Origin of the sequence: Planococcus circulans (assembly GCF_020023385.1) — a bacterium.
In the GTDB taxonomy this organism is placed as follows: domain Bacteria; phylum Bacillota; class Bacilli; order Bacillales_A; family Planococcaceae; genus Planococcus.
Genome location: NZ_JAIQCL010000020.1, coordinates 1 through 22,752, shown reverse-complemented (window position 1 = coordinate 22,752; position 22,752 = coordinate 1). Strand labels below are relative to the sequence as shown.

Sequence of the window (22,752 nt, the reverse complement as noted above, 5' to 3'; positions counted from 1 at the left end):
GACGTTTTGCTGTTCAGTTTTCAAGGTTCAAGTTTGTTTCGGTTGTTCATGTTGTTTGCGTCGTTCTTTACGACTCCTATGATACTAAAGCATGTTCGCCAGACTGTCAACACTTTTGGCAAATAAAATTATATTCATAAAACATTCCTTATGGAATTCACTTTTCATTATATAGAAGGAGTTTGAAAAAGGAGTCAAGAGTAACCGCTCTGTAAAGCCATTTTACTTGACTCGCTTTCTCTTTCCTAATTCTTCTTCTCTTCTCTATTAACCTATCGTCACTCTAGATTATTATATGCGAAACATAATAAATCAGAATATTTCCCATTTATCAGAAGCGCACAGCCTCATTCTTATTCTTGCTTCTATTTAAGCTCGCGCCGGCCTTCCAATGCTTTCGATAAAGTCACTTCGTCCGCATACTCCAAATCGCCGCCTACCGGAAGTCCATGAGCAATTCTTGTAGTCTTGATTCCTGAAGGTCTTACGAGGCGGGAAATATACATCGCTGTCGCTTCTCCTTCGATCGTCGGATTCGTCGCCAGAATCAGTTCTTCCACCTCTTCGTCCTGAAGACGCTTCAATAGAGAGGGAACATTTATATCTTCAGGGCCAATTCCGTCCATTGGAGAGATGGCACCCTGCAATACATGGTACAAGCCTTTGTAATCGCGCATCTTCTCCATCGCAATTACGTCTTTCGGATCCTGGACCACGCAGATCGTCGTGCGGTCGCGCTGTTGATCCTGGCAAATATGACAGGGATCGACGTCCGTAATATGGCCGCACACCGAGCAGAAACTTAAATTCCGTTTTGCATCAACCAAAGCTTTAGCAAAATCAAGCACCGTGTCTTCTTTCATGCCAAGCACAAAAAATGCCAGCCGGGCCGCTGTTTTTGGCCCGATTCCTGGCAATTTCATAAAACTCTCCATTAACTTCGAAATAGGTTCTGGATAATGCATCTGGTTTTCCTCCTAGAACATGCCCGGGAGATTTAGGCCCTTCGTGAATTTCCCCATTGTGGAATTCGCATGTTCATCCGCTTTTTTAAACGCTTCGTTTGTAGCCACAACCAAAAGATCCTGCAGCATTTCAATATCTTCCGGATCAACAACTGTTGGATCCAATACGATGTCCAATACTTCTTTATGGCCGGATACAGTAACTTTAACCATACCGCCGCCAGCTGATCCCTCGAACTTCAATGTTCCAAGTTCTTCTTGGGCAACCGCCATCTCTTTTTGCATTTTTTGCATCTGCTTCATCATGCCTTGCATATTTCCTCCACCGCGCATAATTAGTTCCTCCTTAGAATTTTCATTTTAGTCGTCATGAACCTCGACAAAGTCTTTTCCGAAAAGACGCTCGGCTTCTGAGATGAACGGATCTTCTTCCGCTGCAGCTCCTTCACCCGAAAACGGATTTCCTTCTTCAGCCTCTGACTGTTTTTCTTCAGTGCCTGCCTTCGATCCGTTCTTCTTAATAAAATCTTCACGGATTTTCAGCCAACTGGCGTCCGGAACGAAAACCGGCGTATAAGCCTTGCCTGCATACTGCTCCAACAATTGGCTGAAGGTTGCGGCAAACGTCTGGTTTTCGGAAGCCATCTGGCAATGAATATCATACTTGAATTTTAACACAAATGCATCCGCTGATGCCGCTACTGGCTCTGCGTCATTCAATAAAGCCGAATGCGACCGCTGCAACTGGCTCATCACTGTGGCCCAATTGGTTTTGATCGCCTGAATATCTGGCTTGGTCGCATTTTTCAAGACTTCCTGAATGCGCCCAGTCGGTATTTTAAAGCTGCTTTGCGCGCGCTGGCGTTTTTTCTGTTCCGCCGGCGCCGCTGCCGCACTGCTGCCTGCCCCGTTCTTCACCTGCTGCTGCAATTCGCGCACCAGATTTTCCAACTGGATGACTTTCGCTTCCAGTTCGGGTGACACTGCAGAAGCTGTACTTTGGACCGGCACATCGGCCTGCGCCATCTTCAGTAAAGCCGTTTCCATATAGATTTTTGTATGGTTTGAAAAACGCATTTCCTGCTGGGTTTTAGATAGAATGTCAATCCAGGTATAAAGGGTCGCCGGCTCGAATCGATTGGCCAATTCTTCAAAGCGCGGTTCATGTGTAGCCAACTCCAACATATCGTGAAGGTTGGGCGCCGTCTGGATCAATAATAGATCCCGGAAGAAAGTGATGAAATCCTCGACTAACCGGACAGGGTCTTTGCCGTCGCGCACCAATTGTTCCAATAGCGTCAACGACTGTCCGATATCCTTGGCAAGCAATGCTTCCGCAATACCATAGAACATATCCTGGCTGATCGATCCTGTAACCAATAATGCATCTTCGACTGTCATTTCATCGCCGCTGAACGAGACAACCTGGTCCAATAGACTCAATGCATCCCGCATTCCGCCGGAAGCAGCCTGAGCAATTATTTTAAGCACCTGTTCGTTATAAGGGATTTGGGCATCCGTTAACACTTCCACCATGCGCGAAACAATATCCACCTGCGTATGAGATTTAAAATCAAAACGCTGGCAGCGGGAGATGATCGTCAATGGCAGTTTATGCGGTTCTGTTGTCGCCAAAATGAAGACCACGTGTTCCGGCGGCTCTTCTAATGTTTTCAGCAAAGCGTTAAACGCACTGTTTGACAGCATATGCACTTCATCGATGATATAGATTTTGAAACGGGAATTCGCCGGCGAAAACCGGACCTTCTCAATAATTTCCCGCATTTCTTCTACGCGTGAATTGGAAGCTGCGTCAAATTCAATGACGTCGGTATTGGATCCTTCGTTAATGCTTCTGCAGGAAGCACATTCGTTGCATGGTTCCGCTGCCGGAGCCTGCTCACAGTTCAATGCTTTGGCGAATATCTTCGCTGCACTGGTCTTCCCTGTTCCTCTTGGTCCTGAGAATAAATAAGCATGCGTCGTCTTATTGTAAAGGAGAGCATTTTGAAGGGTTTGTTTGACATGCGTCTGACCTGTCATTTCAGAAAAGGACTGGGGTCTGTAAACACGGTAAAAAGCTTGATACGCCAACTTGTTCTCTCCTTTTAATTAATCTGTTTTTCGTCCTCTCATTATATCATAAAAGACGGGTCTTTCTTAGCGATTTCCCCGATCTCCGCGTGACGATTCTGCGAAGGGAACAATAAAAAAACCTGCCCGCTGCAAGAGCGGACAGGTTTGAATTTATGTAATTTTGCCGTGCACCTTTCTTCGACTGCTGCACATAAGCGTTACCCTTGTCGCTGGCTCGATCTAGGCGATCCCGCGGCACATGGAATGTTCCACTTAATGCTGCTTCCTTCCGGACCTGACATGGTTCATGGGATTCCATTGCGCAGGACCCAGATGTCAACACTACGTGCAAGAGGCAGACCTTACATGCACACAGCCTCAGAAAGGAATTCAGTCCTGCTAAAGCGGATTGCAGGTTACAGGACACCGCTATCTTCCCACCTAGCACGGCATTTACTAGTATACGAAATAATACGGGATAAATCAAATATAAAGTAGGATTAACAAAAACACTCCTTCGCCTATTCAACGAAGGAGTGTCTAAAATTCCTGTCTACTGTTGGATAGTGACATCTTTTAACTGATAGATGCCGGCAGTATCGATAGAAAAGCCGGATACATTATCAGAGACGCCATTTAAATACTCTGTATGGATCAAGAATGCCATAGGGGCGTCATCGGTCAGCAGCTGTGCGACTTCCGCGTAAATTTCTTCACGCCGATCCGGGTCGGCTTCTCTGCGTCCTTCGTCAAGAAGAGCATCGACTTCGGGATTTTCATAGAAGGAACGGTTCCCCGGATTTCCTTTTTGAGAAGAGTGGAATAATGCATACATACCATAATCTGCATCTCCAGTCGGATTAGACCAACCCAAGATGAACATGTCATGTTCACCTGCTGCTGTTTGGTCAAGGTATGCACCAAACTCCATCACTTCAATTGAAACGTCGATATTCAGCTCAGCTAATGCTTCCTGAACCAATACGGCGATCGATTGACGCTGTGGATTGTCATTGGTCCAGATGGAAGTGCTGAAGCCATCTGCCATTCCTGCTTCCTCCAGCAATTCACGGGCTCTGTCCATATCGAATTCCACTGCATCGATATCTTCTGTATAACCGAAGATTCCTGGGGCAAGCGGACCATTCGCAGGAATTGCGAATTCATCATAGATTCCGTTGATGATTGCCTGACGGTCGACAGCATAGGAGATTGCCTGGCGCACCAATGGATCATTGAAAGGTTCTTTTTCTGTGTTGAAACCTAAATAAGCTAAGCTCGAAGATGGCGTCTGAAGTACAGAAGCTACACCTGAGTTGTTGATGCGTTCCACTTCGTTCGGCTGCACTGGGTCGATGATATGGACATTGCCTGTTTCAAGATCGGCAGCCCGTACTTGGGAATCCGGTACGACACGAAACGTTACTGAATCCACTTGGACCGGTTCATCCCAGTATTCTTCATTTTTGACAAGCCTGATTTCAGAACCGGCGTTCCATGAGTCGAATGTAAAGTATCCCGTTCCGACAGGTTCCTGTGAAATGACAGAACCTGGATCAGCTCCCCCATTCAACGCTTCGTAATCTGCTTCAATGGAAGCTGGAGAAATCATGCCCCCTCCATTATGCGATAAATGGGCAAGCAATGGAGAAAACGGATACTCCGTCTTAATTTCGACCTGGTAATCATCTACAACCGTTACATCTGTGATCATTTCAAATAGGAAATAGCGCGGAGAAGCGACTGCTTCATCGCGAACTCGGTCGAGATTCGCTTTTACCACTTCCGCATTAAACTCTTCTCCATCATGGAATGTGACGCCTTCCCGCAATTGGAACGACCAGGTGGTCTCATCCACTTGCTCCCACGACTCAGCCAGACCAGGCGTGATTTCGTTATTCTCATCACGCTTCACTAATGTTTCGTAAATGTTCTCTTGAACGACTGAAGATGGAACGTCATTCGAACCGTGCGGATCCAAAGATGAAGCATCAGACAATACAGCAATAATTAAATCCCCGCCTGCAGTTGCAGTCTCATCAGATTCCCCTGATTCTCCCGCTTCTTCTCCTCCCCCTCCTGCGCATGCAGCAAGAACCATGGCTAGCATAAGCAATATCAGAAAGACCCAAAGCGATTTCCTCGACATTGTCATGTGTTTTCCCCCCTGCTTATGATGGTATAAAAGGATTCCTAAATAACGCAATATTTTGACAACAATATAGCATATCATGATGCTTTCTACAAGTTCAAAAAACCCTTCAGCCTTAGAGCCACGTGCGATTCTTCTTGTTTTTATATATAAAAATAGAAATTTTAATGAAAGATCGCCTTAAGATTATTGTTTTTATTAGATTGATATATTTTTGCCATTCTAAATATTTTTGCGTCATTTTTAACTTCTTCTTCCATCTATCATTTTTAATAAAAATCCGCTAAACTGTGATAAAACAAACTAATTATTCAGATTATTTCAAAGGGGTGTTTTTTATGGCTGAAGAAACTGTGAATACTCCCGTCACTTCTGAGAAAATCAATCCTCGAATCGAAAGCTATAAACAATTCTGGCGGCGTTTGCTCAAGAACAAAGCGGCTGTCATCGGCGGCCTGTTGATTGTGTTTGTTATACTCATGGCTTTTATCGGACCATGGATCATTACAACCTTCACAGATTACCGCCCGAATCAAACCGACTTAGCGAACAAACTGCAAGGGCCATCCATTTCTAATTGGTTCGGAACCGACAGTTATGGCCGCGATATTTTCACACGTGTTATTTTCGGAACGAAACTGACCTTGTATGTCGGATTTTTCTCGGTTTTCATCGGCGGCATCATCGGAGTCGTTTTCGGCATCATCGCCGGCTATTATGGCGGCCGTATCGATGCGGTCATCATGCGCTTAATGGATGTCCTGCTCGCATTTCCTGGAATTTTGCTTGCTCTTGCAATTGTCGCGGTACTTGGCGGCAGCTTGACTAATGTCATCATTGCGGTCGGCATTTTCTCCGTTCCGGCATTTGCCCGGGTCGTACGCGGCTCCACTCTATCCGTCAGGAAATTAGAATACGTGGACGCTGTACGGGCGCTTGGAGCTACCGATTTCCGGATCATCTTCCGCCATATCCTTCCGAACATCATGTCGCCGATTATCGTGCAGGCGTCATTGCGGATTGCGACAGCTATCTTGACCGGCGCCGGCTTGTCATTCCTTGGTCTTGGCGCACAACCCCCTGCACCGGAATGGGGCGCTATGCTCAACGAAGGCCGCCAGTACATGTTCGAAGCTGGCCATGTTGCTTTGTTCCCGGGTTTGATGATTGTCCTTGTGGTTCTTGCCTTTAATATTTTCGGTGATGGCGTACGTGATGCTCTGGATCCAAAAATGAAAAATAGGTGAGGTGTTGAAAAGTGCCAAAGTATATTATCCGCCGCCTTATCCAAACTATTCCTGTACTGATTGGTGTCACTATCCTGGTATTCTCTTTGATGCATTTGGTTCCAGGGGATCCTGCACAAATTGTTGCAGGAGAAGGCGCATCCGAACAAACCGTCGAAAACATTCGGGAACGCCTCGGGTTAAACGAGGCGATTCCAGTTCAATACGGACGATTTCTAGGCAATGCTGTGCAAGGAGATCTTGGTTCCTCGGTTCGTTCAGGTCGACCTGTCATGGATGAAATCAGTTCGCGGTTTTGGGTGACGGTGGAACTTGCCTTCTACTCCACCATCGTCGCCGTTTTTCTCGGCTTGATTGCCGGCATCATCTCAGCAGTGCGCCATTATACAATCGCCGATACATCCATTATGATCGTTGCATTGTTCGGCTTATCCATGCCCAACTTCTGGTTTGGCCTGTTGCTCATCCAATGGTTCGCGATCGGCAACTGGATGCCCGAATCGCTTGAGTTTTTGAAAATGCGCCCTTCTGGCTGGGGTGACTCCTGGCGGCAGATCATCCTCCCCGTTCTCACGCTCGGAACAGGAGGTGCCGCAATCATCGCACGCATGACCCGCTCTTCTATGCTTGAAGTCATCGGTCAGGATTATATCCGTACGGCGCGTGCCAAAGGGGTTTCAGAACGGATTGTCACTTACCGCCATGCTTTGAAAAATGCATTGATCCCCGTCGTGACGGTTGTCGGCCTGGAGTTTGGCGGTTTTCTTGGCGGTGCTGTCCTGACAGAAACGATATTCGCGATCAATGGCATGGGCCGTTTGACGATCGATGCGATTCGAACACGTGATTTCCCAGTTGTTCAAGGTACGGTACTCGTTATTTCCGTAATTTTTGTACTCGTCAACCTGCTCGTCGATATTTCGTATCGTCTGCTGAATAAACGAATTGACTTGAATTAGAAATGAGGTGCCTACCGTATGAGTATCCCAGTAAACCAAGAAATTATTCTGGAAGTAAAAAACCTGCAGACCATCTTTAAAACGGATACTGGGGATGTCCGGGCAGTCGATGGTGTCAGTTTTAAATTGCCTAAAGGCAAAACAATCGGCATCGTTGGTGAGTCAGGCTCTGGAAAAAGCATCACGTCCCTATCCATAATGCGATTGCTGGCTTCCAACGGGAAAATCACCAATGGAGAAGTGCTCTACAAAGGAGAAGATTTATTGAAGTTGTCCGAAAGCCAGATGCGGAAGCTACGCGGAAATGAAATCTCCATGATTTTTCAGGAACCGATGACTTCTTTGAACCCTGTTTATACAGTCGGCCAGCAAATCAGTGAAGCGCTCATGCTCCACCAGAATATGTCCAAAAAAGATGCCTTTATCCGTTCAGTTGAATTATTGAAACTCGTTGGAATCCCTTCGCCTGACAAACGTGTCAAAAACTATCCCTTCGAATTGTCAGGAGGTATGCGCCAACGGGTCATGATTGCGATGTCCCTTGCCTGTGACCCTGAAATTCTGATAGCCGATGAACCAACAACAGCGCTTGATGTGACCATCCAAGCTCAAATACTGGAACTGATCAAAGAGCTGCAGGACCGACTCGGCATGTCGGTCATCTTCATCACGCATGACCTTGGCGTTGTGGCTGAAACCTGCGATTATGTTGCGGTCATGTATGCCGGACAAGTCGTAGAATACGCAGATATCCGCACGTTGTTTCACGAACCCAAGCTGCCATATACAATCGGCTTGCTGAAATCCTTGCCGCGCCACGACATTGAGCAGGATAAGCTGCAACCGATCAACGGTAATGTACCGAGCCCGCACGAAATGCCGGTCAGCTGCCGCTTCTCACCGCGTTGTCCTGCAGCGACCGACTTATGCCGTGCAAATATGCCTCAACTTGAAACTGATGAAAACGGCAACCAAGTACGCTGTTGGATTTACACAGATGAATGGACTGGAGAAGCGGAGGTGGATATTTATGGCGAAAAAAGAATTGCTAAAAGTCGAGGGGCTAAAACAATACTTCCCGATTAAAGGCGGTTTTCTCGGTCGGACCACCAATTATGTAAAAGCCGTTGATGACATCAGTTTTTCAATTTTCGAAGGCGAAACCGTCAGCATTGTCGGTGAATCCGGCTGCGGAAAATCCACGACCGGGCGGGCGATTCTGCGCCTTGAAGAACCGACCGAAGGAAAAGTGGAATTCCGCGGGGTCGATCTTGCGGGTTTGTCCAAGCGGAATATGCGGAAATACCGAAAAGACCTGCAGATTATATTCCAAGATCCATACGCTTCCATCAATCCTCGCCAGACCGTTGCTTCTGTTCTGACCGAAGCCATGGAGATCCAAAAGGTTCTGCCGACCAATAAGCGGCGCGCCCGTGCCGAGGAACTGCTCGAAACTGTCGGCTTGCTGCCGTATCAGGCTGACCGCTTTCCCCATGAGTTTTCAGGTGGACAGCGCCAACGTATCGGCATTGCACGGGCTTTATCAGTAAATCCGCAATTGATCATTTGCGACGAAGCAGTTTCTGCACTCGATGTATCGATTCAGGCGCAAGTGCTTAATCTGCTCGAAGAACTGCAGGAAGAGTTTCAACTGACCTATTTGTTTATTTCCCATGACCTTGGCGTGGTCCGCCACATATCTGACCGGATTATTGTTATGTACCTTGGAAAGATCGTTGAAATTGCGGATAAATACAGCTTATTCGAAAACCCGAAGCATCCATATACCAAAGCTTTGCTGTCTGCCATTCCAATTCCGGACCCGGACAAGAAAAAAGAGCGTATCGTTTTAAAGGGAGACGTTCCTTCTCCAATTGATCCGCCATCAGGCTGCCGATTCCATACACGATGTCCGTATGCAACGGCCAAATGCAAAGTGGAAGTACCGGAACTAAGGACGGCTTCATCGATGAAGCCAGGACATGAAGCGGCCTGCCATTACATTGAAGAGATCGAATCCGGTGAAAAGCAACCGAATTATTGACTTCTATCCGGACGCAGTATGCGTCCGGATCATGCTTTCTTATGGCTAGCCNAGCAGAGGGTCGGCGGTTCGATCCCGTCATCCTCCACCATTTTTTCTCTTTCGCCGGAGTAGCTCAACTGGTAGAGCAACTGACTTGTAATCAGTAGGTTGAGGGTTCAAGTCCTTTCTCCGGCACCACTCATGCAAATGAGCCATTAGCTCAGCTGGTAGAGCATCTGACTTTTAATCAGAGGGTCGAAGGTTCGAATCCTTCATGGCTCACCATTTTAACTTTATAGTTGCCACGCGGGTGTGGCGGAACTGGCAGACGCACTAGACTTAGGATCTAGCGCCTTCGGGCGTGGGGGTTCGACTCCCTTCACCCGCACCATTTTTGCGGAAGTAGTTCAGTGGTAGAACGCCACCTTGCCAAGGTGGAGGTCGCGAGTTCGAACCTCGTCTTCCGCTCCATATTTTTTTTGCACATTATTGCCGACCCTTAGCCGGGGTGGCGGAACTGTCAGACGCACAGGACTTAAAATAATGCGGTAGGTGACTACCGTACCTGTTCGATTCCGGTAATCGGCACCATATATGAAAACCAGCTGACAACTTTATAGGCGCCCGGAGCTCAATTGGATAGAGTACTAGACTACGAATCAAGCGGTTAGAGGTTCGAGTCCTCTCGGGCGCGCCATATTTTTACACTCAGCAATACAAGTTCGGGAAGTAGCTCAGCTTGGTAGAGCACTTGGTTTGGGACCAAGGGGTCGCAGGTTCGAATCCTGTCTTCCCGACCAAACAATGGGGCCTTAGCTCAGCTGGGAGAGCGCCTGCCTTGCACGCAGGAGGTCAGCGGTTCGATCCCGCTAGGCTCCACCAACTATAACAATAAAGATCCTGGCGGCGTAGCTCAGCTGGCTAGAGCGTACGGTTCATACCCGTAAGGTCGGGGGTTCGATCCCCTCTGCCGCCACTTTTTTAGGACCTTTAGCTCAGTTGGTTAGAGCAGACGGCTCATAACCGTCCGGTCGCAGGTTCGAGTCCTGCAAGGTCCACCATTTATCTATTATCNGAAGCCAGGACATGAAGCGGCCTGCCATTACATTGAAGAGATCGAATCCGGTGAAAAGCAACCGAATTATTGACTTCTATCCGGACGCAGTATGCGTCCGGATCATGCTTTCTTATGGCTAGCCCCTGCTGGCTACGGATTTCTCCTGTTTCATGATTTTTTTTTTGCATTTATTCCTCAAAACTGTTGACAGCCATTATTCATCCATGATAAATTAGTTCTTGTCCAATACGGAGGAATACCCAAGTTTGGCTGAAGGGATCGGTCTTGAAAACCGACAGGGGAGTCAAATCCCGCGGGGGTTCGAATCCCTCTTCCTCCTCCATTTTTTGAATTTACACGCGCATATAAATTCGAGATTGGATTCGTTACGCAAGTAACGAATTTTTCTTAAAAATTGTATGTCTGATTATTTCGATATAGATTACCGGAAGGCTTCGGCTTTCCGGTTTTTTCATGCCTTTTTCTTTATTTCCCGGGAAATAATAATAAACCCCTTGAGCATGAATGCTCAAGGGGTTTATTTATTTACGCAGGATAGAGGTTTGCTTCATAAAGCCGCCAATGCGCTCCACAATCTGTTCGGAGCAATCCGGATCGTTCATCAAGTCATAGTCGTTAATATTCAAACGCAGTACTGGACATCCATTAAAAGAATTGATCCAGCTTTCGTAGCGCTGGTGCATTTCCAGCCAGTAATCCACCGGTGTCTGCTGCTCCATTGCCCGGCCGCGTTCCTGGATGCGGGAAAGAATATCTTCAATCGAGCCTTCCAGGTAAATCAGCAAGTCTGGATGTGGGAAATACGGCGTCATGACCATCGCTTCAAACAAGTTAGTATAGGTTTCGTAATCCACATTGTTCATTGTTCCTTTATCCCAATGCATTTTGGCAAAAATACCGGTATCTTCATAAATCGAACGGTCCTGGATAAATCCGCCGCCGTATTCGAACATCCGCTTCTGCTCTTTAAAACGTTCCGCCAGGAAATAAATCTGCAAGTGGAAGCTCCATTTCTCAAAATCATCATAAAATAGATCCAAGTATGGATTGGTGTCGACATTTTCAAATGATGTGCGGAATTGCAGTGCATCCGCCAACGCTTTCGTCATCGTAGATTTCCCGACCCCCACTGTGCCAGCTATGGTAATTACCGCATTTTGTGGAATGCCGTACTTTTCACGTAAATTCATAAGGTCAAACTCCTCTTTTGTAAAGTTCCATCCACCTTGTCCAGGATCAGCTGAAGGTCTCCGCCGTTTTGGACAAAATCGATTTCATCGCCGTTGAAACGCAACACTGGAATTTCCGGATGCTCACGCTCAAAACGTTCAATGAACTCATGGTAATCCGCTGCCAGCTGCTCCATGTATTCCGGGGTGATCATCTGTTCGAATTCACGCCCCCGCAATTTGATGCGCTTCATCAATGTGTCCAGGCTGGCATGCAGGTAAATGACCATATTCGGTTTCGGCATATCCACCGTCAGGATTTTGTAGATGGCTTCATACTTGGCGTATTCAGCTTCAGGCAATGTGCGTTTTGCGAAGATCAGATTTTTGAAGATATGGTAATCGGCCACGACCGGTTCCCGCTTCGAAATGAACTTTTTCTGGATATCCGCCAACTGCTTGTAGCGATTGCATAAAAAGAACATCTCTGTCTGAAAGCTCCACTCTTCTATGTCTTCGTAGAATTTATTTAAAAACGGATTTTCGTCAACAATCTCTTTTAACAGCTGAAATTGATTTTGATCGGCGAGCGCTTTGGTCAGCGAAGTCTTGCCTACGCCAATCGGACCTTCTACCGTAATGAATGGCACCGGCATGCGAAGTCCTCCTTTTTCGATTCAAGTAAATTGCAATGCCATTTATTTTAACACACCGCTCTAGTTAAAAGTAGAGCGAAAAATCGACAGTTTGCTCAATGGATCGGTGCTTTAAACGTTCCGCCATGGACTTCCTGAGTCGCCATAATGGTCAAAAACGCTTTGGAATCGATGTCTGACACGATCTGCTTAAGCTTGGTGATTTCCAGACGGGTGACCACCACATAAATCACATCTTTCGGTGAATTGAGGTAGCCCCCCTTGCCGTGCAATTTCGTAAAGCTGCGGCCAAGACGGTCGTTGATGGCCGAACCAATTTCTTCATACTCTTCCGATACGATCAGTACAGCCTTGGTGTCATCCAAGCCCTGAATGACTACGTCAATGGTTTTGGAAGCGATGTAATAGGTCAGAATCGAATACATCGCCTGCTCCATCCCCAAAACGAAAGCAGCCCATCCAAAGATGAAAACATTGAAGAACATGACAAATTCACCAACCGAAAACGGTAATTTCTTGGTCAATAAAATTCCGAGAATCTCCGTCCCATCAAGTGCTCCGCCGTTGCGGATGACAATTCCAACACCCGCTCCGAGGAGCAATCCGCCGAATACAGTAGCGAGAAGCGGATCTTCTACAAACGGTTCGATCTTATGCATGGGAATTTCAATCAGCGCTAACGCAACAATGGCAAAAATAGAAGAGATGAAAAAATTGCGGCCGATATGTTTATAGCCGAAATAAAGGAAAGGCAAATTGATGACGACCAGTAAAACCCCAAAAGGAATCACGGTTAAATAGTCCAATATCAACGAAATACCGATAATCCCGCCATCGATGATTGCATTGGGAACCAGGAACAATTCAATGGCCGCTGCCGCCATGGTGGCACCGATGAAAATAAAAATAAAGCGTAGCGTAAAATGCAGCGGTTTTTCCTTTTTATGTTGTTTCACCCTTGGATCACTCCCTACTTTCTGGTTTCTCCAGTTTACGCTTTTCAGGGGTTTTTGTCTGTACGGATTTTCGCGCTCTTTTTGTGGACCGGAAAATGCTACACTAGAACCAAGGAGCGATGCATCATGAACGGAATGGAAAAAGATCATTTTTATATGGGGTTGGCAATTGAAGAAGCAGAAAAAGCAGCGGCCAAAGGAGAAGTGCCTATCGGGGCGGTCATTGTCTACGGCGACCAAGTAATAGCGCGCGCCCACAACCTGCGGGAAACGACACAAAATGCCGTCACTCACGCCGAATTGTTGGCGATCCAGGAAGCGTGCCTGCATCTTGGCAACTGGCGGCTGGAAGATACGAAGATTTACGTAACGTTAGAGCCTTGTCCGATGTGTGCAGGGGCCATTCTACAATCCCGGATTCCCCATGTGGTCTACGGAGCGCGGGATGCTAAAGCAGGCAGCGTAGATTCCCTCTACCGCTTGCTGAATGACGACCGCTTTAACCACCAATGCCAAGTAACGGAAAATGTCCTCGCCGAGGAATGCGGACAGTTGCTGACACAGTTTTTCCGAAATCTTCGGGAAATCAAAAAACAAAAGCGAAAAACCCAGTTATAGGGTTTTTCGCTTTTTTATTCGCTGATAAACTGAGCAATCAATCGATTGACGATTTCTGGCTGTTCGTGTTGGATCCAATGGGTCGCTTCTCCGACAAACGCCAAATTGACTTCTTCACAAAATGACATGCTTTCTTTTGCCAGCATCGGCGACAGGAACTGGTCGCCCATCCCCCAAATGATTCTGACAGGGACTTTGATTTTCGTCTCAGGCACTTGCCTGAAGCTGCCGCGCCGGATTGCCCGGTACCAATTGAGCATTGCCGTCAATGCATCGGATTGTGACCAGGCCGCTTTATATTGCTCCATTTCGTGCTTTGAAAATGTGTCCGGCTTGCTGGTTTGTTCGATGCTTTGCTGCATTGCTTTGAACTCTCCCATACCAAGAGCCTTTTCGGGCAGATTGGGCAACTGGAAAAAAGCGATATAAGAACTCTTCATCCATTGCAGCGGATTCTTTTTGAGTACCCGGGGCATGGCTTGGGGATGTGGGATATTCAAGACAATAAGCTTTTCCACGTATTCCGGGCGAGTGGCTGCCAGATGCCAGGCAACTGCACCGCCCCAATCATGCCCGATGACAATAGCCGTCTTTTGTTGAAAATGCTCAATGATGCCGATGACGTCATCCCTCAGGTGATCCACCGTGTAATTGTCGATCCCCTCAGGTTTATCGCTTAAATTATAGCCGCGCTGGTCGGGCGCCACTACCCGATAGCCTTTTTCCGCGAGTGGCTGAATTTGATTTTTCCAGCCAAACCAGAATTCCGGAAAGCCATGCAGCAAAACGACTAAAGGTCCATCCTCAGGTCCGGCCACGGCAACATGAAGATGGATGCCGTTCGTCTCCAAGAATTGAAAACTTAAGTTTGTCATCTAACTAACTCCCTTCACAAATGCTCTTTATCTCTTCCTTACCCCTTTCTCTAAATAAAAGGCTCAAAAGCGATTTGCTTTTGAGCCTTTTTATCAATCAATTGTCTTTTTGCCGCCCATATAAGGCTGCAACACTTCAGGAATGTTGATTGAACCATCTTCCTGCTGGCAGTTTTCAAGCAACGCCGCCACGGTTCGGCCGATTGCCAAGCCACTGCCGTTTAACGTGTGGACGAATTCAGGTTTGCCGGTTGCTTCCCGGCGGAATTTGATATTTGCACGTCTTGCCTGGAAGTCTTCAAAATTACTGCAAGAAGAAATTTCCCGGTACGTCTCCTGGCTAGGAATCCAGACTTCGATATCGTATTTCTTCGCTGCTGTAAAGCCAAGGTCTGCTGTACACATTTTCAATACGCGGTATGGCAACCCCAAAAGCTGAAGGACTTTTTCAGCATGGCCGGTCAGTTTTTCCAGTTCGTCATAAGAATCCTCAGGCTTCACAAAGCGCACCAGTTCGACTTTATTGAATTGATGCTGTCTGATTAACCCACGCGTGTCGCGTCCCGCAGAGCCCGCTTCAGAGCGGAAATTTGAGCTGTAAGAAGCAAAGGCTTGCGGCATCATATCGGCTGTCAGAATTTCATCCCGGTAAAAGTTCGTCACCGGCACTTCAGAAGTCGGAATGAGGAAATAATCCTCTTTTTCGATCAGGAAAGCATCTTCTTCAAATTTCGGCAATTGGCCTGTTCCCGTCAAGCTTTCGCGGTTGACCATATACGGTGGCAGCATTTCTTCATAGCCGTGTTCTTCCTGGTGGAGGTCCATCATGAAGTTGATCAATGCGCGTTCTAAGCGTGCCCCAAGTCCCCGGTAAAAGACAAAGCGGCTTCCTGTCACTTTGGCTGCGCGCTCAAAATCGATGATGTTCAAATCAGTCCCGAGATCCCAATGCGGCTTTACATCAAATCCGAATTCAGGCTTGTCGCCCCACGTGCGGATTTCTTCGTTATCGTCTTCAGAGTCCCCGAACGGAACGCTGTCATGCGGAATGTTCGGGACACGCATCATGATATAGTTCAGGCTTTCCTCCACTTCCCGCAATTCTTCATCAATGGCTTTGATCTTGTCGCCGACTTCACGCATTTTCGCAATGGCATCGTCTGCATTTTCTTTCGCCCGCTTCATCGCAGCGATGTTTTGAGACGCCTCGTTGCGTTCTGCCTTCAATGTTTCAGTCTGCGCAATCAATTCGCGCCGTTTTACATCCAATCCTTCAAAATCATCCAGTACAGAAATATCTTCTCCGCGTTTTGCCAATTTGGTTTTTACCTCTTCAAAATTCGCACGTACAAAACGAATATCCAACATAGTGTTTCCTCCTCAAAATTTATAATCACATAAAAAAAGACAACAAAAATAGCCCCCATCCCTTGGTAAAGGGACGAGAGCTACCCGCGTTGCCACCCTGATTGATCGGCACAGGCCAATCCTCTTCATCACATAACGGCATTAAAACCGGCAATGGCTTCTTTCGCCATGCAACTCCGGGGTGGATTCAAACGCGTTTTTCACCGGTTCGCACCAACCACCGGCTCTCTTTGGAAAAACAATCGCTTTACTACTTCCCATCAACGTTTCGTCTTTGAAATTAATCATACTTTACTATATATTGATTAATTTGGCAAGAGAAGGTCTGACTTGCTGGGAATCATACTTAAAAAATACGCTGTAATGCGATGGTCTTCGGTCAATTCCGGATGAAACGAACAGCCCAAAAACTGACCGTTTTTCGCCATCACGATTTTCCCATCATGGACACATAGCACTTCAGTGGACGGTCCGGCGCTGACAATGTGTGGAGCGCGGATAAAGACCGCTTCAAAAGCTCCTTCGATCCCATTGATTTCAAGTGGCACTTCAAAGCTGTCCACTTGCCGGCCAAACGAATTTCGTGCAACTGCCACGTCCATAACGCCAAGATGCGGCTGGTCTTCACCAACCACTGTTTCCGCTAACAAGATCAACCCTGCACACGTACCGAACATCGGCTTTCCGGTTTCGGCAAAATCCCGCAGCGGCTCCATTAATCCGTAGCGGTCGATCAAGCGCCGCATGGCCGTACTTTCACCGCCTGGCAAAATCAAGGCATCCAATGATTCAAGATCTTTTGGCCATTTCACAGAAACCGCTTCTGCTCCACACGCCTCAATCGACTGAAGATGCTCCCGGACAGCTCCCTGCAAAGCGAGAACTCCAACTCGTTTCATCTCTACCAGCCCCGCTCCTGCATGCGTTCGCCCGCAGCAATTGTGGAGATCTCAATGCCTTTCATGGCGATTCCCAAGTCTTTCGAAAGCTCTGCGATCAATTTATAATCCTGGTAATGGGTAGTCGCTTCGACAATGGCACGCGCAAACCGTTCTGGATTATCGGATTTGAAGATACCGGATCCAACGAAGACGCCGTCCGCTCCGAGTTCCATCATCAATGCCGCATCCGCCGGTGTCGCAACTCCGCCAGCTGCAAAATTGACCACCGGCAAGCGTCCTAGGCTCTTCACTTCTTTTAGGAATTCGTAGGAAGCACCCAAGTTACGGGCTTCTGTCATCAATTCATCTTCACTCATGGCGATTACTTTCCGTACTTCCGCGTTCACCTGGCGCAAATGGCGGACGGCTTCGACAATATTGCCTGTACCCGGTTCGCCTTTCGTGCGGAGCATGGAAGCTCCTTCGCCGATTCGGCGGGCCGCTTCGCCCAGGTTCCGGCAGCCGCAGACAAACGGCACGGTGTATTGGTTTTTCAATAAATGAAACTCTTCATCTGCAGGCGTCAATACTTCACTTTCATCAATATAATCGACACCCATCGCTTCCAGGATGCGCGCTTCCACGATATGGCCAATGCGTGCTTTCGCCATGACCGGAATCGATACGGCTTTCATCACTTCTTCTGTAATGCGTGGATCTGCCATACGCGCCACTCCACCATCTCGGCGGATATCGGACGGCACACGCTCGAGCGCCATAACGGCGGTGGCTCCTGCAGCTTCAGCAATACGCGCCTGCTCTGCGTTGACCACATCCATGATCACCCCGCCTTTTTGCATTTCAGCCATTCCTCTTTTTACGCGATCTGTTCCATGTTGGCTCATTTATTAATTCCCCCTATTTGTTGATAAATTCAGTATAATAGAGATTGACCATATAAAAAGACTCAGTTTCGTTCATTTTAATAAGGTCAGTTGGAGGAAACCAAATGGACATGCTCATGTTTCAGCTTCAAAAACAGTCACCGATTCCGCTCTACGAGCAACTTTACAGAGAAATAAAAAAAGCCATCATTGATGGCACCATAGATGTCGACACCAAATTGCCAAGCAAACGGAAATTAGCGGATTTTCTGCAAATCAGTCAAACGACCGTCGAACTTGCCTACTCTCAGCTTGTAGCTGAAGGGTTTATTGAATCGCGTCCCCGCAAAGGATTTTACGCACAGCCTGTCGAAGAACTCGCTTATTTAGATGTTCCTCACGACGAGCCGGTCATCAAAGAAACTACTTCCTACAGAGTGGATTTCAACTCCGGCAGCATCGATACCCGCTCTTTTCCATTTGCCACATGGCGCAAACTGGCGCGCGACATCCTGGATGAATCCAACCATGAATTATTATTATCCGGACACTCCCAAGGGGATGATGCGCTGCGGCAGGAAATTGCCCGCTATCTGTATCAGTCACGGGGGGTAATCTGTGATGCAGAACAGATCGTCATCGGTTCGGGGACAGAACAGCTCCTGCCGCTGCTGATTCGCCTGCTTGATAAAAAGCTTGTGTACGGCTATGAGAATCCTGGCTATGCGCTGACCCACAGCATATTCAGCCATCATGAGCGGCAGTCGGTTCCCATTGAACTGGACCAGGATGGCATCAATATCGGTGAATTGGAAGCTTCCAATGTAGATGTCGCGTATGTTACCCCTTCCCATCAGTTTCCCTCCGGCTCTGTTCTAAGTGCCACCAAACGGGCGCAGCTGCTCAATTGGGCCGCTGCCAAGCCGGAACGCTACATTATCGAAGATGATTACGACAGTGAATTCCGTTACACAAGCCGGCCGATTCCCGCTTTGCAGAGCATGGATCTGAGTGACCGAGTCATCTACATCAGTACTTTTTCCAAATCGCTCATGCCTTCTCTGCGCCTTGCCTACATGGTTCTGCCCAAACGGCTGCTGCGGGCATACCAGCAGACCTTTCTTCACTACTCTTCATCCGTGCCAAGACACGATCAGCAGCTGGTCGCCGAATTCATGAAAGAAGGCCATTTCGCGCGCCACCTCAATCGCATGCGCAAGCTATACCAGAAGAAAATCAAACAGCTGAGCTCGTCTCTGGCTTTATTCGCTCCGGTGGTGACAGTGTCCGGTGAACAGGCAGGAATGCACATCGTGCTTACCATCCAAACCCCATTGAGCGAAGAAGAGCTGGTAGAACGCGCTAAAAATGCCGGTATCCGTGTCACCGGCCTGCAGTCCTACGACGTTCATAAAAGAGCCGGTACACATCCTAAAATCGTTCTTGGATTCGGCGGCTTGTCGGAAGAAGAAATCCACTCCGGCGTTCTTGACCTGATGTCCTGTTGGGAAATTCGTTAGAAAAAGCCGTTCATCATTTTCAGATGAACGGCTTTTTCCATTAAAATAAACCTTTTACAAAACTACCGGCATCCTCCCATAAAGAAGATAGGAATCCTCCCGCATTGCGCATCGATAGGGACATCCAGCCAGCACGCTCTACAGCTTCAGTAGTCACGACTTCAACGTCGTTTTCACTTCCGCTTAAATAGCCGTATTCCGTGCCATCCGCTTTTGTCAGCTCGAGCGTTCCCACCGTTAAATCTTTTTCTACTCCTGCTTCCAACCTGCTGTCCTGGACAACCGTATCGTCCAGCAGCAATTCCGGCTGATACAATTCTTTATCCGCAGTCCGGATCATCATGGAAACAGGTTCTTTCACTGCAATCGCTACTTCTTCTTCCACGCCTTTTTCAACAGCCAGCGTTTCCTGCCCTTCAAACTGATAGCCTGCGGGAATGATTTCCTCTGTCGTGAACTGGCCAAAACCAAAATCGAACAAAGCGCGCGTCGCTTCAAAACGGGCTTTATAAGAACCGGCTCCTTCGTTGTCCACTGCACCCATGACTACCGCGATAAAGCGGGTATCGTCACGCTTTGCGGTTCCTGCAAACGAATAACCAGCAAAATCCGTACTGCCGGTTTTCAATCCATCTACACCTTCATATTCATAAATCAAACCAGGCAGCATCGAATTCCAGTTTTCCATCCGTGTTTCATCCGCAGTTCCTTCACGAAAATTCATCACCGGAATTTTTGTGGTTTCCAACACTTCCGGATAATCGTCCAACAAGATTTTTGTCAGCTTCGCAACTGAACGCGCCGGCATGATGTTTTCATCTTTCTCTTTCGTTCCTTCCGGATACATCCCCATCAAGCTTGAATTGCTGAGCCCGGTTGAATTGACGAAAACCGTCTCTTCCAATCCCATTTCTTCAGCTTTTTCATTCATCAAACGGACAAACTCACTTTCCGTTCCTGCAATCGTCTCGGCTATCCCGATGGTTGCCGCATTGGCTGAGAAAATGGCCATCGCTTCATACATTTCTTTGATGGTATAAGCTCCATCTTCACGAAACGGTACATTGCTCAAACGCATGTCCTGAGAAATTTGATAGGCATAATCCGTCACTTGGTATTCCTGATCCCAAGTCACCTTGCCTTCTTCTATCGCTTCGAACAATAAATATTCCGTCATCATCTTCGTCATACTGGCAACCCCTAGAGGCGTCCCGGCGTTTTTTTCATAGAGGATTTTACCGCTTTCAGCATCCACCAAAATAGCGGCTTCCGCCATTATATTTAATGTTTCTTCCGCTTGGGCCTGCTGCGGAACAAATATAGTCAAAGTCAATGCAGCCAATAATGCTGTCAGTAATGTTTTATTGAAAACCTTTTTCACTTGTTGAATACCTCCGTCTATAAGATTCCACATGCTATTTTATCATATTTTTCAGACGCAAAAGTGGAAACATGAAAAAAGCACCTTTTCCGTCATTTGAATGATGGAAAAGGTGCTAAGATAAATCCCGCATACAACAGTGAATGAAGACCGAGTAAATCTTCGCTCTGTGTAGTTTTTTTATTAAATTGAGTAGTTAGGAGATTCTTTCGTGATTTGGACATCATGTGGATGGCTTTCGCGCAAACCTGCACCTGTCATACGGATAAACTGTGCTTCATCACGCAAAGTCTGCAAATCTTTTGTTCCACAATAGCCCATTCCTGCACGAATACCGCCAAGCAATTGGTGGATCGTATCAGAAAGCTGCCCTTTATAAGGCATGCGGCCTTCAATGCCTTCCGGAACCAATTTTTTCGCATCGTCCTGGAAGTAACGGTCTTTTGAACCTTTTTCCATAGAAGCGATTGATCCCATACCACGATATGTTTTAAATTGACGACCCTGGAAAATTTCAGTGTCTCCTGGGCTTTCAGTTGTACCGGCCAGCAGGCTCCCAAGCATAACTACATGTCCGCCAGCCGCCAACGCTTTGATGATATCTCCAGAATACTTGATTCCGCCATCAGCGATAATCGCTTTACCGAACTTGCGTGCTTCTGTTGCACAATCATAAACAGCCGTAATTTGTGGAACACCGACACCTGCTACAACACGAGTTGTACAGATCGAACCCGGTCCAATTCCGACTTTGACGACATCTGCTCCGGCTTCGATTAATGCTCTTGTTCCTGTAGCAGTTGCCACATTTCCTGCAATGATCGCCAATTCCGGGTACTCGGTGCGAATCTGTTTAACCATCCCCAAAACGCCTTCAGAATGGCCATGAGCCGTGTCCAATACAATGACATCGACAGAAGCCTTGACCAATTGCTCAACGCGCTTCATTGTATCTGAAGTAACGCCTACAGCAGCTCCTACAAGTAAACGGCCATGCTGGTCTTTGGCTGCATTCGGGAATTCAATTACCTTCTCAATATCTTTGATGGTAATTAATCCTTTTAGAAGACCTTCGTTATCCACAATCGGCAATTTTTCAATTTTGTATTGCTGCAGGATCTTTTCTGCATCTTCCAAAGTAGTTCCCACAGGCGCAGTGACTAACTTCTCTTTAGTCATCACATCGTTGATGATCAAAGAATAATCCTGAATAAAGCGCAGATCGCGGTTCGTGATGATTCCGACAAGTGTAAGGTCATCTTCGCTCTTAACAATCGGCACACCGGAAATACGATACTTGCCCATCAAATGCTCAGCGTCATAGACCTGGTGTTCAGGTGTTAAAAAGAAAGGATCCGTAATAACCCCATTCTCAGAACGTTTTACAGTCACTACCTGTTCAGCCTGCTCCTCGATGCTCATGTTTTTATGAATAACCCCTAATCCGCCTTGGCGAGCCATAGCAATAGCCATCTTAGCTTCCGTTACTGTATCCATGCCTGCACTGATCACTGGAATTTTCAACTTAAGGGTTGGTGTCAATTCGACTGCTAAATCAATATCTTTCGGTAAAACTTCCGAGTGAGCTGGTACAAGCAATACATCATCAAACGTTAAGCCTTCTTTAACAAATTTCGATTCCCACATAAGTAGACGCGCCTCCTGCTTCCTTTTAAATATTATTGTTAAGGTTATCAGCGTGGATATGGCGTGTCAAGAAACTGCTAAAAGAAAAACTATTTAGAATAATTAATCAGTGTTATTTTAAGCCATTTAAATCTGCTAATAGAGCTGTTTCATTAGAGAAATTTACTAATGAGCTTTCACTGTTAACCGCATATGCCAAGTCGAAATAAAGACTTCCTTTAATGATTTCATAGTTCGCTCTCTTTTTCCCCAAACAAAAAAAGCCGTTACCGGAATCGGTAACGACTTCTTTCC

20 protein-coding genes, 10 tRNA genes, 1 other RNA gene and 1 other annotated feature are annotated in these 22,752 nt (G+C 47.0%); of the genes, 16 read left to right on the top strand and 15 right to left on the bottom strand.

Annotated elements, in window-relative coordinates:
- Positions 1–365: 365 nt before the first annotated feature.
- The 5 genes from recR to K8U60_RS18815 form a co-directional block, all read right to left on the bottom strand.
- Positions 366–965 (bottom strand): recombination mediator RecR, encoded by a 600-nt coding sequence (gene recR / locus K8U60_RS18835; protein WP_215102859.1) that lies wholly within the window; start codon positions 963–965, stop codon positions 366–368.
- Positions 966–977: 12 nt separating this feature from the next.
- Positions 978–1,298 (bottom strand): YbaB/EbfC family nucleoid-associated protein, encoded by a 321-nt coding sequence (locus K8U60_RS18830; RefSeq protein WP_223643616.1) that lies wholly within the window; start codon positions 1,296–1,298, stop codon positions 978–980.
- 27 nt (positions 1,299–1,325) lie between these two features.
- The gene (gene dnaX / locus K8U60_RS18825) at positions 1,326–3,059 is read right to left on the bottom strand and encodes a DNA polymerase III subunit gamma/tau (RefSeq protein ID WP_223643614.1); all 1,734 of its coding nucleotides are present in this window, start codon (positions 3,057–3,059) and stop codon (positions 1,326–1,328) included.
- Positions 3,060–3,225: 166 nt separating this feature from the next.
- An RNA gene (ffs, locus tag K8U60_RS18820) (signal recognition particle sRNA large type) lies at positions 3,226–3,491 on the bottom strand.
- 103 nt (positions 3,492–3,594) lie between these two features.
- On the bottom strand, positions 3,595–5,196 hold the full coding sequence (locus tag K8U60_RS18815) for a glutathione ABC transporter substrate-binding protein (RefSeq protein WP_223643611.1): 1,602 nt from the start codon (positions 5,194–5,196) through the stop codon (positions 3,595–3,597).
- A 335-nt stretch (positions 5,197–5,531) separates the two neighbouring features.
- Between K8U60_RS18815 and K8U60_RS18810 the strand changes: the two genes are divergently transcribed.
- The 14 genes from K8U60_RS18810 to K8U60_RS18745 all read left to right on the top strand — a co-directional run bounded on the left by K8U60_RS18810 (position 5,532) and on the right by K8U60_RS18745 (position 10,825).
- Complete coding sequence (locus K8U60_RS18810) at positions 5,532–6,440, top strand: ABC transporter permease (RefSeq protein WP_223643609.1); 909 nt, start codon at positions 5,532–5,534, stop codon at positions 6,438–6,440.
- Positions 6,441–6,451: 11 nt separating this feature from the next.
- Positions 6,452–7,399 carry an ABC transporter permease gene (locus K8U60_RS18805; protein WP_223643607.1) on the top strand — a complete coding sequence of 316 codons (948 nt, stop codon included), beginning with the start codon at positions 6,452–6,454 and terminating at the stop codon, positions 7,397–7,399.
- Positions 7,400–7,417: 18 nt separating this feature from the next.
- Positions 7,418–8,485 (top strand): ABC transporter ATP-binding protein, encoded by a 1,068-nt coding sequence (locus K8U60_RS18800; RefSeq protein ID WP_223643605.1) that lies wholly within the window; start codon positions 7,418–7,420, stop codon positions 8,483–8,485.
- Complete coding sequence (locus tag K8U60_RS18795; protein WP_223643603.1) at positions 8,430–9,443, top strand: ABC transporter ATP-binding protein; 1,014 nt, start codon at positions 8,430–8,432, stop codon at positions 9,441–9,443. Before K8U60_RS18800 ends, K8U60_RS18795 begins: the two co-directional genes overlap by 56 nt.
- A gap of 104 nt (positions 9,444–9,547) precedes the next feature.
- Positions 9,548–9,623 (top strand) — tRNA-Thr (locus K8U60_RS18790).
- 11 nt (positions 9,624–9,634) lie between these two features.
- A tRNA-Lys gene (locus tag K8U60_RS18785) sits at positions 9,635–9,710 on the top strand.
- A gap of 21 nt (positions 9,711–9,731) precedes the next feature.
- A tRNA-Leu gene (locus tag K8U60_RS18780) sits at positions 9,732–9,816 on the top strand.
- 5 nt (positions 9,817–9,821) lie between these two features.
- A tRNA-Gly gene (locus K8U60_RS18775) sits at positions 9,822–9,896 on the top strand.
- A gap of 149 nt (positions 9,897–10,045) precedes the next feature.
- Positions 10,046–10,122, top strand: a tRNA-Arg gene (locus tag K8U60_RS18770).
- 26 nt (positions 10,123–10,148) lie between these two features.
- Positions 10,149–10,225 (top strand) — tRNA-Pro (locus K8U60_RS18765).
- A 6-nt stretch (positions 10,226–10,231) separates the two neighbouring features.
- Positions 10,232–10,307: transfer RNA gene (locus K8U60_RS18760), tRNA-Ala, on the top strand.
- Positions 10,308–10,327: 20 nt separating this feature from the next.
- Positions 10,328–10,401 (top strand) — tRNA-Met (locus K8U60_RS18755).
- Positions 10,402–10,409: 8 nt separating this feature from the next.
- Positions 10,410–10,486: transfer RNA gene (locus tag K8U60_RS18750), tRNA-Ile, on the top strand.
- Positions 10,487–10,732: 246 nt separating this feature from the next.
- Positions 10,733–10,825: transfer RNA gene (locus K8U60_RS18745), tRNA-Ser, on the top strand.
- A 199-nt stretch (positions 10,826–11,024) separates the two neighbouring features.
- Here K8U60_RS18745 and K8U60_RS18740 read toward each other — a convergent pair.
- The 3 genes from K8U60_RS18740 to K8U60_RS18730 form a co-directional block, all read right to left on the bottom strand.
- Positions 11,025–11,693: a deoxynucleoside kinase gene (locus K8U60_RS18740; RefSeq protein WP_223643601.1), complete on the bottom strand. Its 669-nt coding sequence runs from the start codon at positions 11,691–11,693 to the stop codon at positions 11,025–11,027.
- A complete protein-coding gene (locus K8U60_RS18735; protein ID WP_223643599.1) occupies positions 11,690–12,328 on the bottom strand; it encodes a deoxynucleoside kinase in 639 nt (212 codons plus the stop codon). The genes K8U60_RS18740 and K8U60_RS18735 overlap by 4 nt, the downstream gene beginning before the upstream one ends.
- A gap of 95 nt (positions 12,329–12,423) precedes the next feature.
- Entirely contained in the window at positions 12,424–13,284 is an 861-nt protein-coding gene (locus tag K8U60_RS18730; protein WP_223643597.1) for a YitT family protein, read from the bottom strand.
- Between the two features lie 126 nt (positions 13,285–13,410).
- On the opposite strand from K8U60_RS18730, the gene tadA reads away from it, so the two are divergent.
- Positions 13,411–13,902, top strand: coding sequence for a tRNA adenosine(34) deaminase TadA (tadA, locus tag K8U60_RS18725; protein ID WP_223643595.1), 492 nt, complete (start codon positions 13,411–13,413; stop codon positions 13,900–13,902).
- Between the two features lie 14 nt (positions 13,903–13,916).
- On the opposite strand, the gene K8U60_RS18720 is transcribed toward tadA, so the two are convergent.
- From K8U60_RS18720 to pdxS, 4 genes are all read right to left on the bottom strand, one after another.
- Complete coding sequence (locus K8U60_RS18720; protein WP_223643594.1) at positions 13,917–14,777, bottom strand: alpha/beta fold hydrolase; 861 nt, start codon at positions 14,775–14,777, stop codon at positions 13,917–13,919.
- 93 nt (positions 14,778–14,870) lie between these two features.
- Positions 14,871–16,145, bottom strand: a complete 1,275-nt coding sequence (gene serS / locus K8U60_RS18715) for a serine--tRNA ligase (protein WP_223643592.1) — start codon at positions 16,143–16,145, stop codon at positions 14,871–14,873.
- Between the two features lie 66 nt (positions 16,146–16,211).
- Positions 16,212–16,418: a binding site (T-box leader), on the bottom strand.
- Positions 16,419–16,450: 32 nt separating this feature from the next.
- Positions 16,451–17,044: a pyridoxal 5'-phosphate synthase glutaminase subunit PdxT gene (gene pdxT, locus K8U60_RS18710; protein WP_223643590.1), complete on the bottom strand. Its 594-nt coding sequence runs from the start codon at positions 17,042–17,044 to the stop codon at positions 16,451–16,453.
- A gap of 2 nt (positions 17,045–17,046) precedes the next feature.
- Entirely contained in the window at positions 17,047–17,931 is an 885-nt protein-coding gene (gene pdxS / locus K8U60_RS18705; protein ID WP_223643588.1) for a pyridoxal 5'-phosphate synthase lyase subunit PdxS, read from the bottom strand.
- Positions 17,932–18,035: 104 nt separating this feature from the next.
- Here pdxS and pdxR point away from each other — a divergent pair, with 104 nt between their 5' ends.
- Positions 18,036–19,430, top strand: a complete 1,395-nt coding sequence (pdxR, locus tag K8U60_RS18700) for a MocR-like pyridoxine biosynthesis transcription factor PdxR (RefSeq protein ID WP_223643586.1) — start codon at positions 18,036–18,038, stop codon at positions 19,428–19,430.
- 40 nt (positions 19,431–19,470) lie between these two features.
- On the opposite strand, the gene K8U60_RS18695 is transcribed toward pdxR, so the two are convergent.
- The 3 genes from K8U60_RS18695 to K8U60_RS18685 all read right to left on the bottom strand — a co-directional run.
- The gene (locus K8U60_RS18695) at positions 19,471–20,811 is read right to left on the bottom strand and encodes a serine hydrolase (protein WP_223643584.1); all 1,341 of its coding nucleotides are present in this window, start codon (positions 20,809–20,811) and stop codon (positions 19,471–19,473) included.
- Positions 20,812–20,994: 183 nt separating this feature from the next.
- The gene (gene guaB / locus K8U60_RS18690) at positions 20,995–22,458 is read right to left on the bottom strand and encodes an IMP dehydrogenase (RefSeq protein ID WP_223643582.1); all 1,464 of its coding nucleotides are present in this window, start codon (positions 22,456–22,458) and stop codon (positions 20,995–20,997) included.
- Between the two features lie 112 nt (positions 22,459–22,570).
- Positions 22,571–22,752: hypothetical protein (locus K8U60_RS18685; protein WP_223643579.1), on the bottom strand; the 182-nt coding region annotated here is incomplete at its 5' end.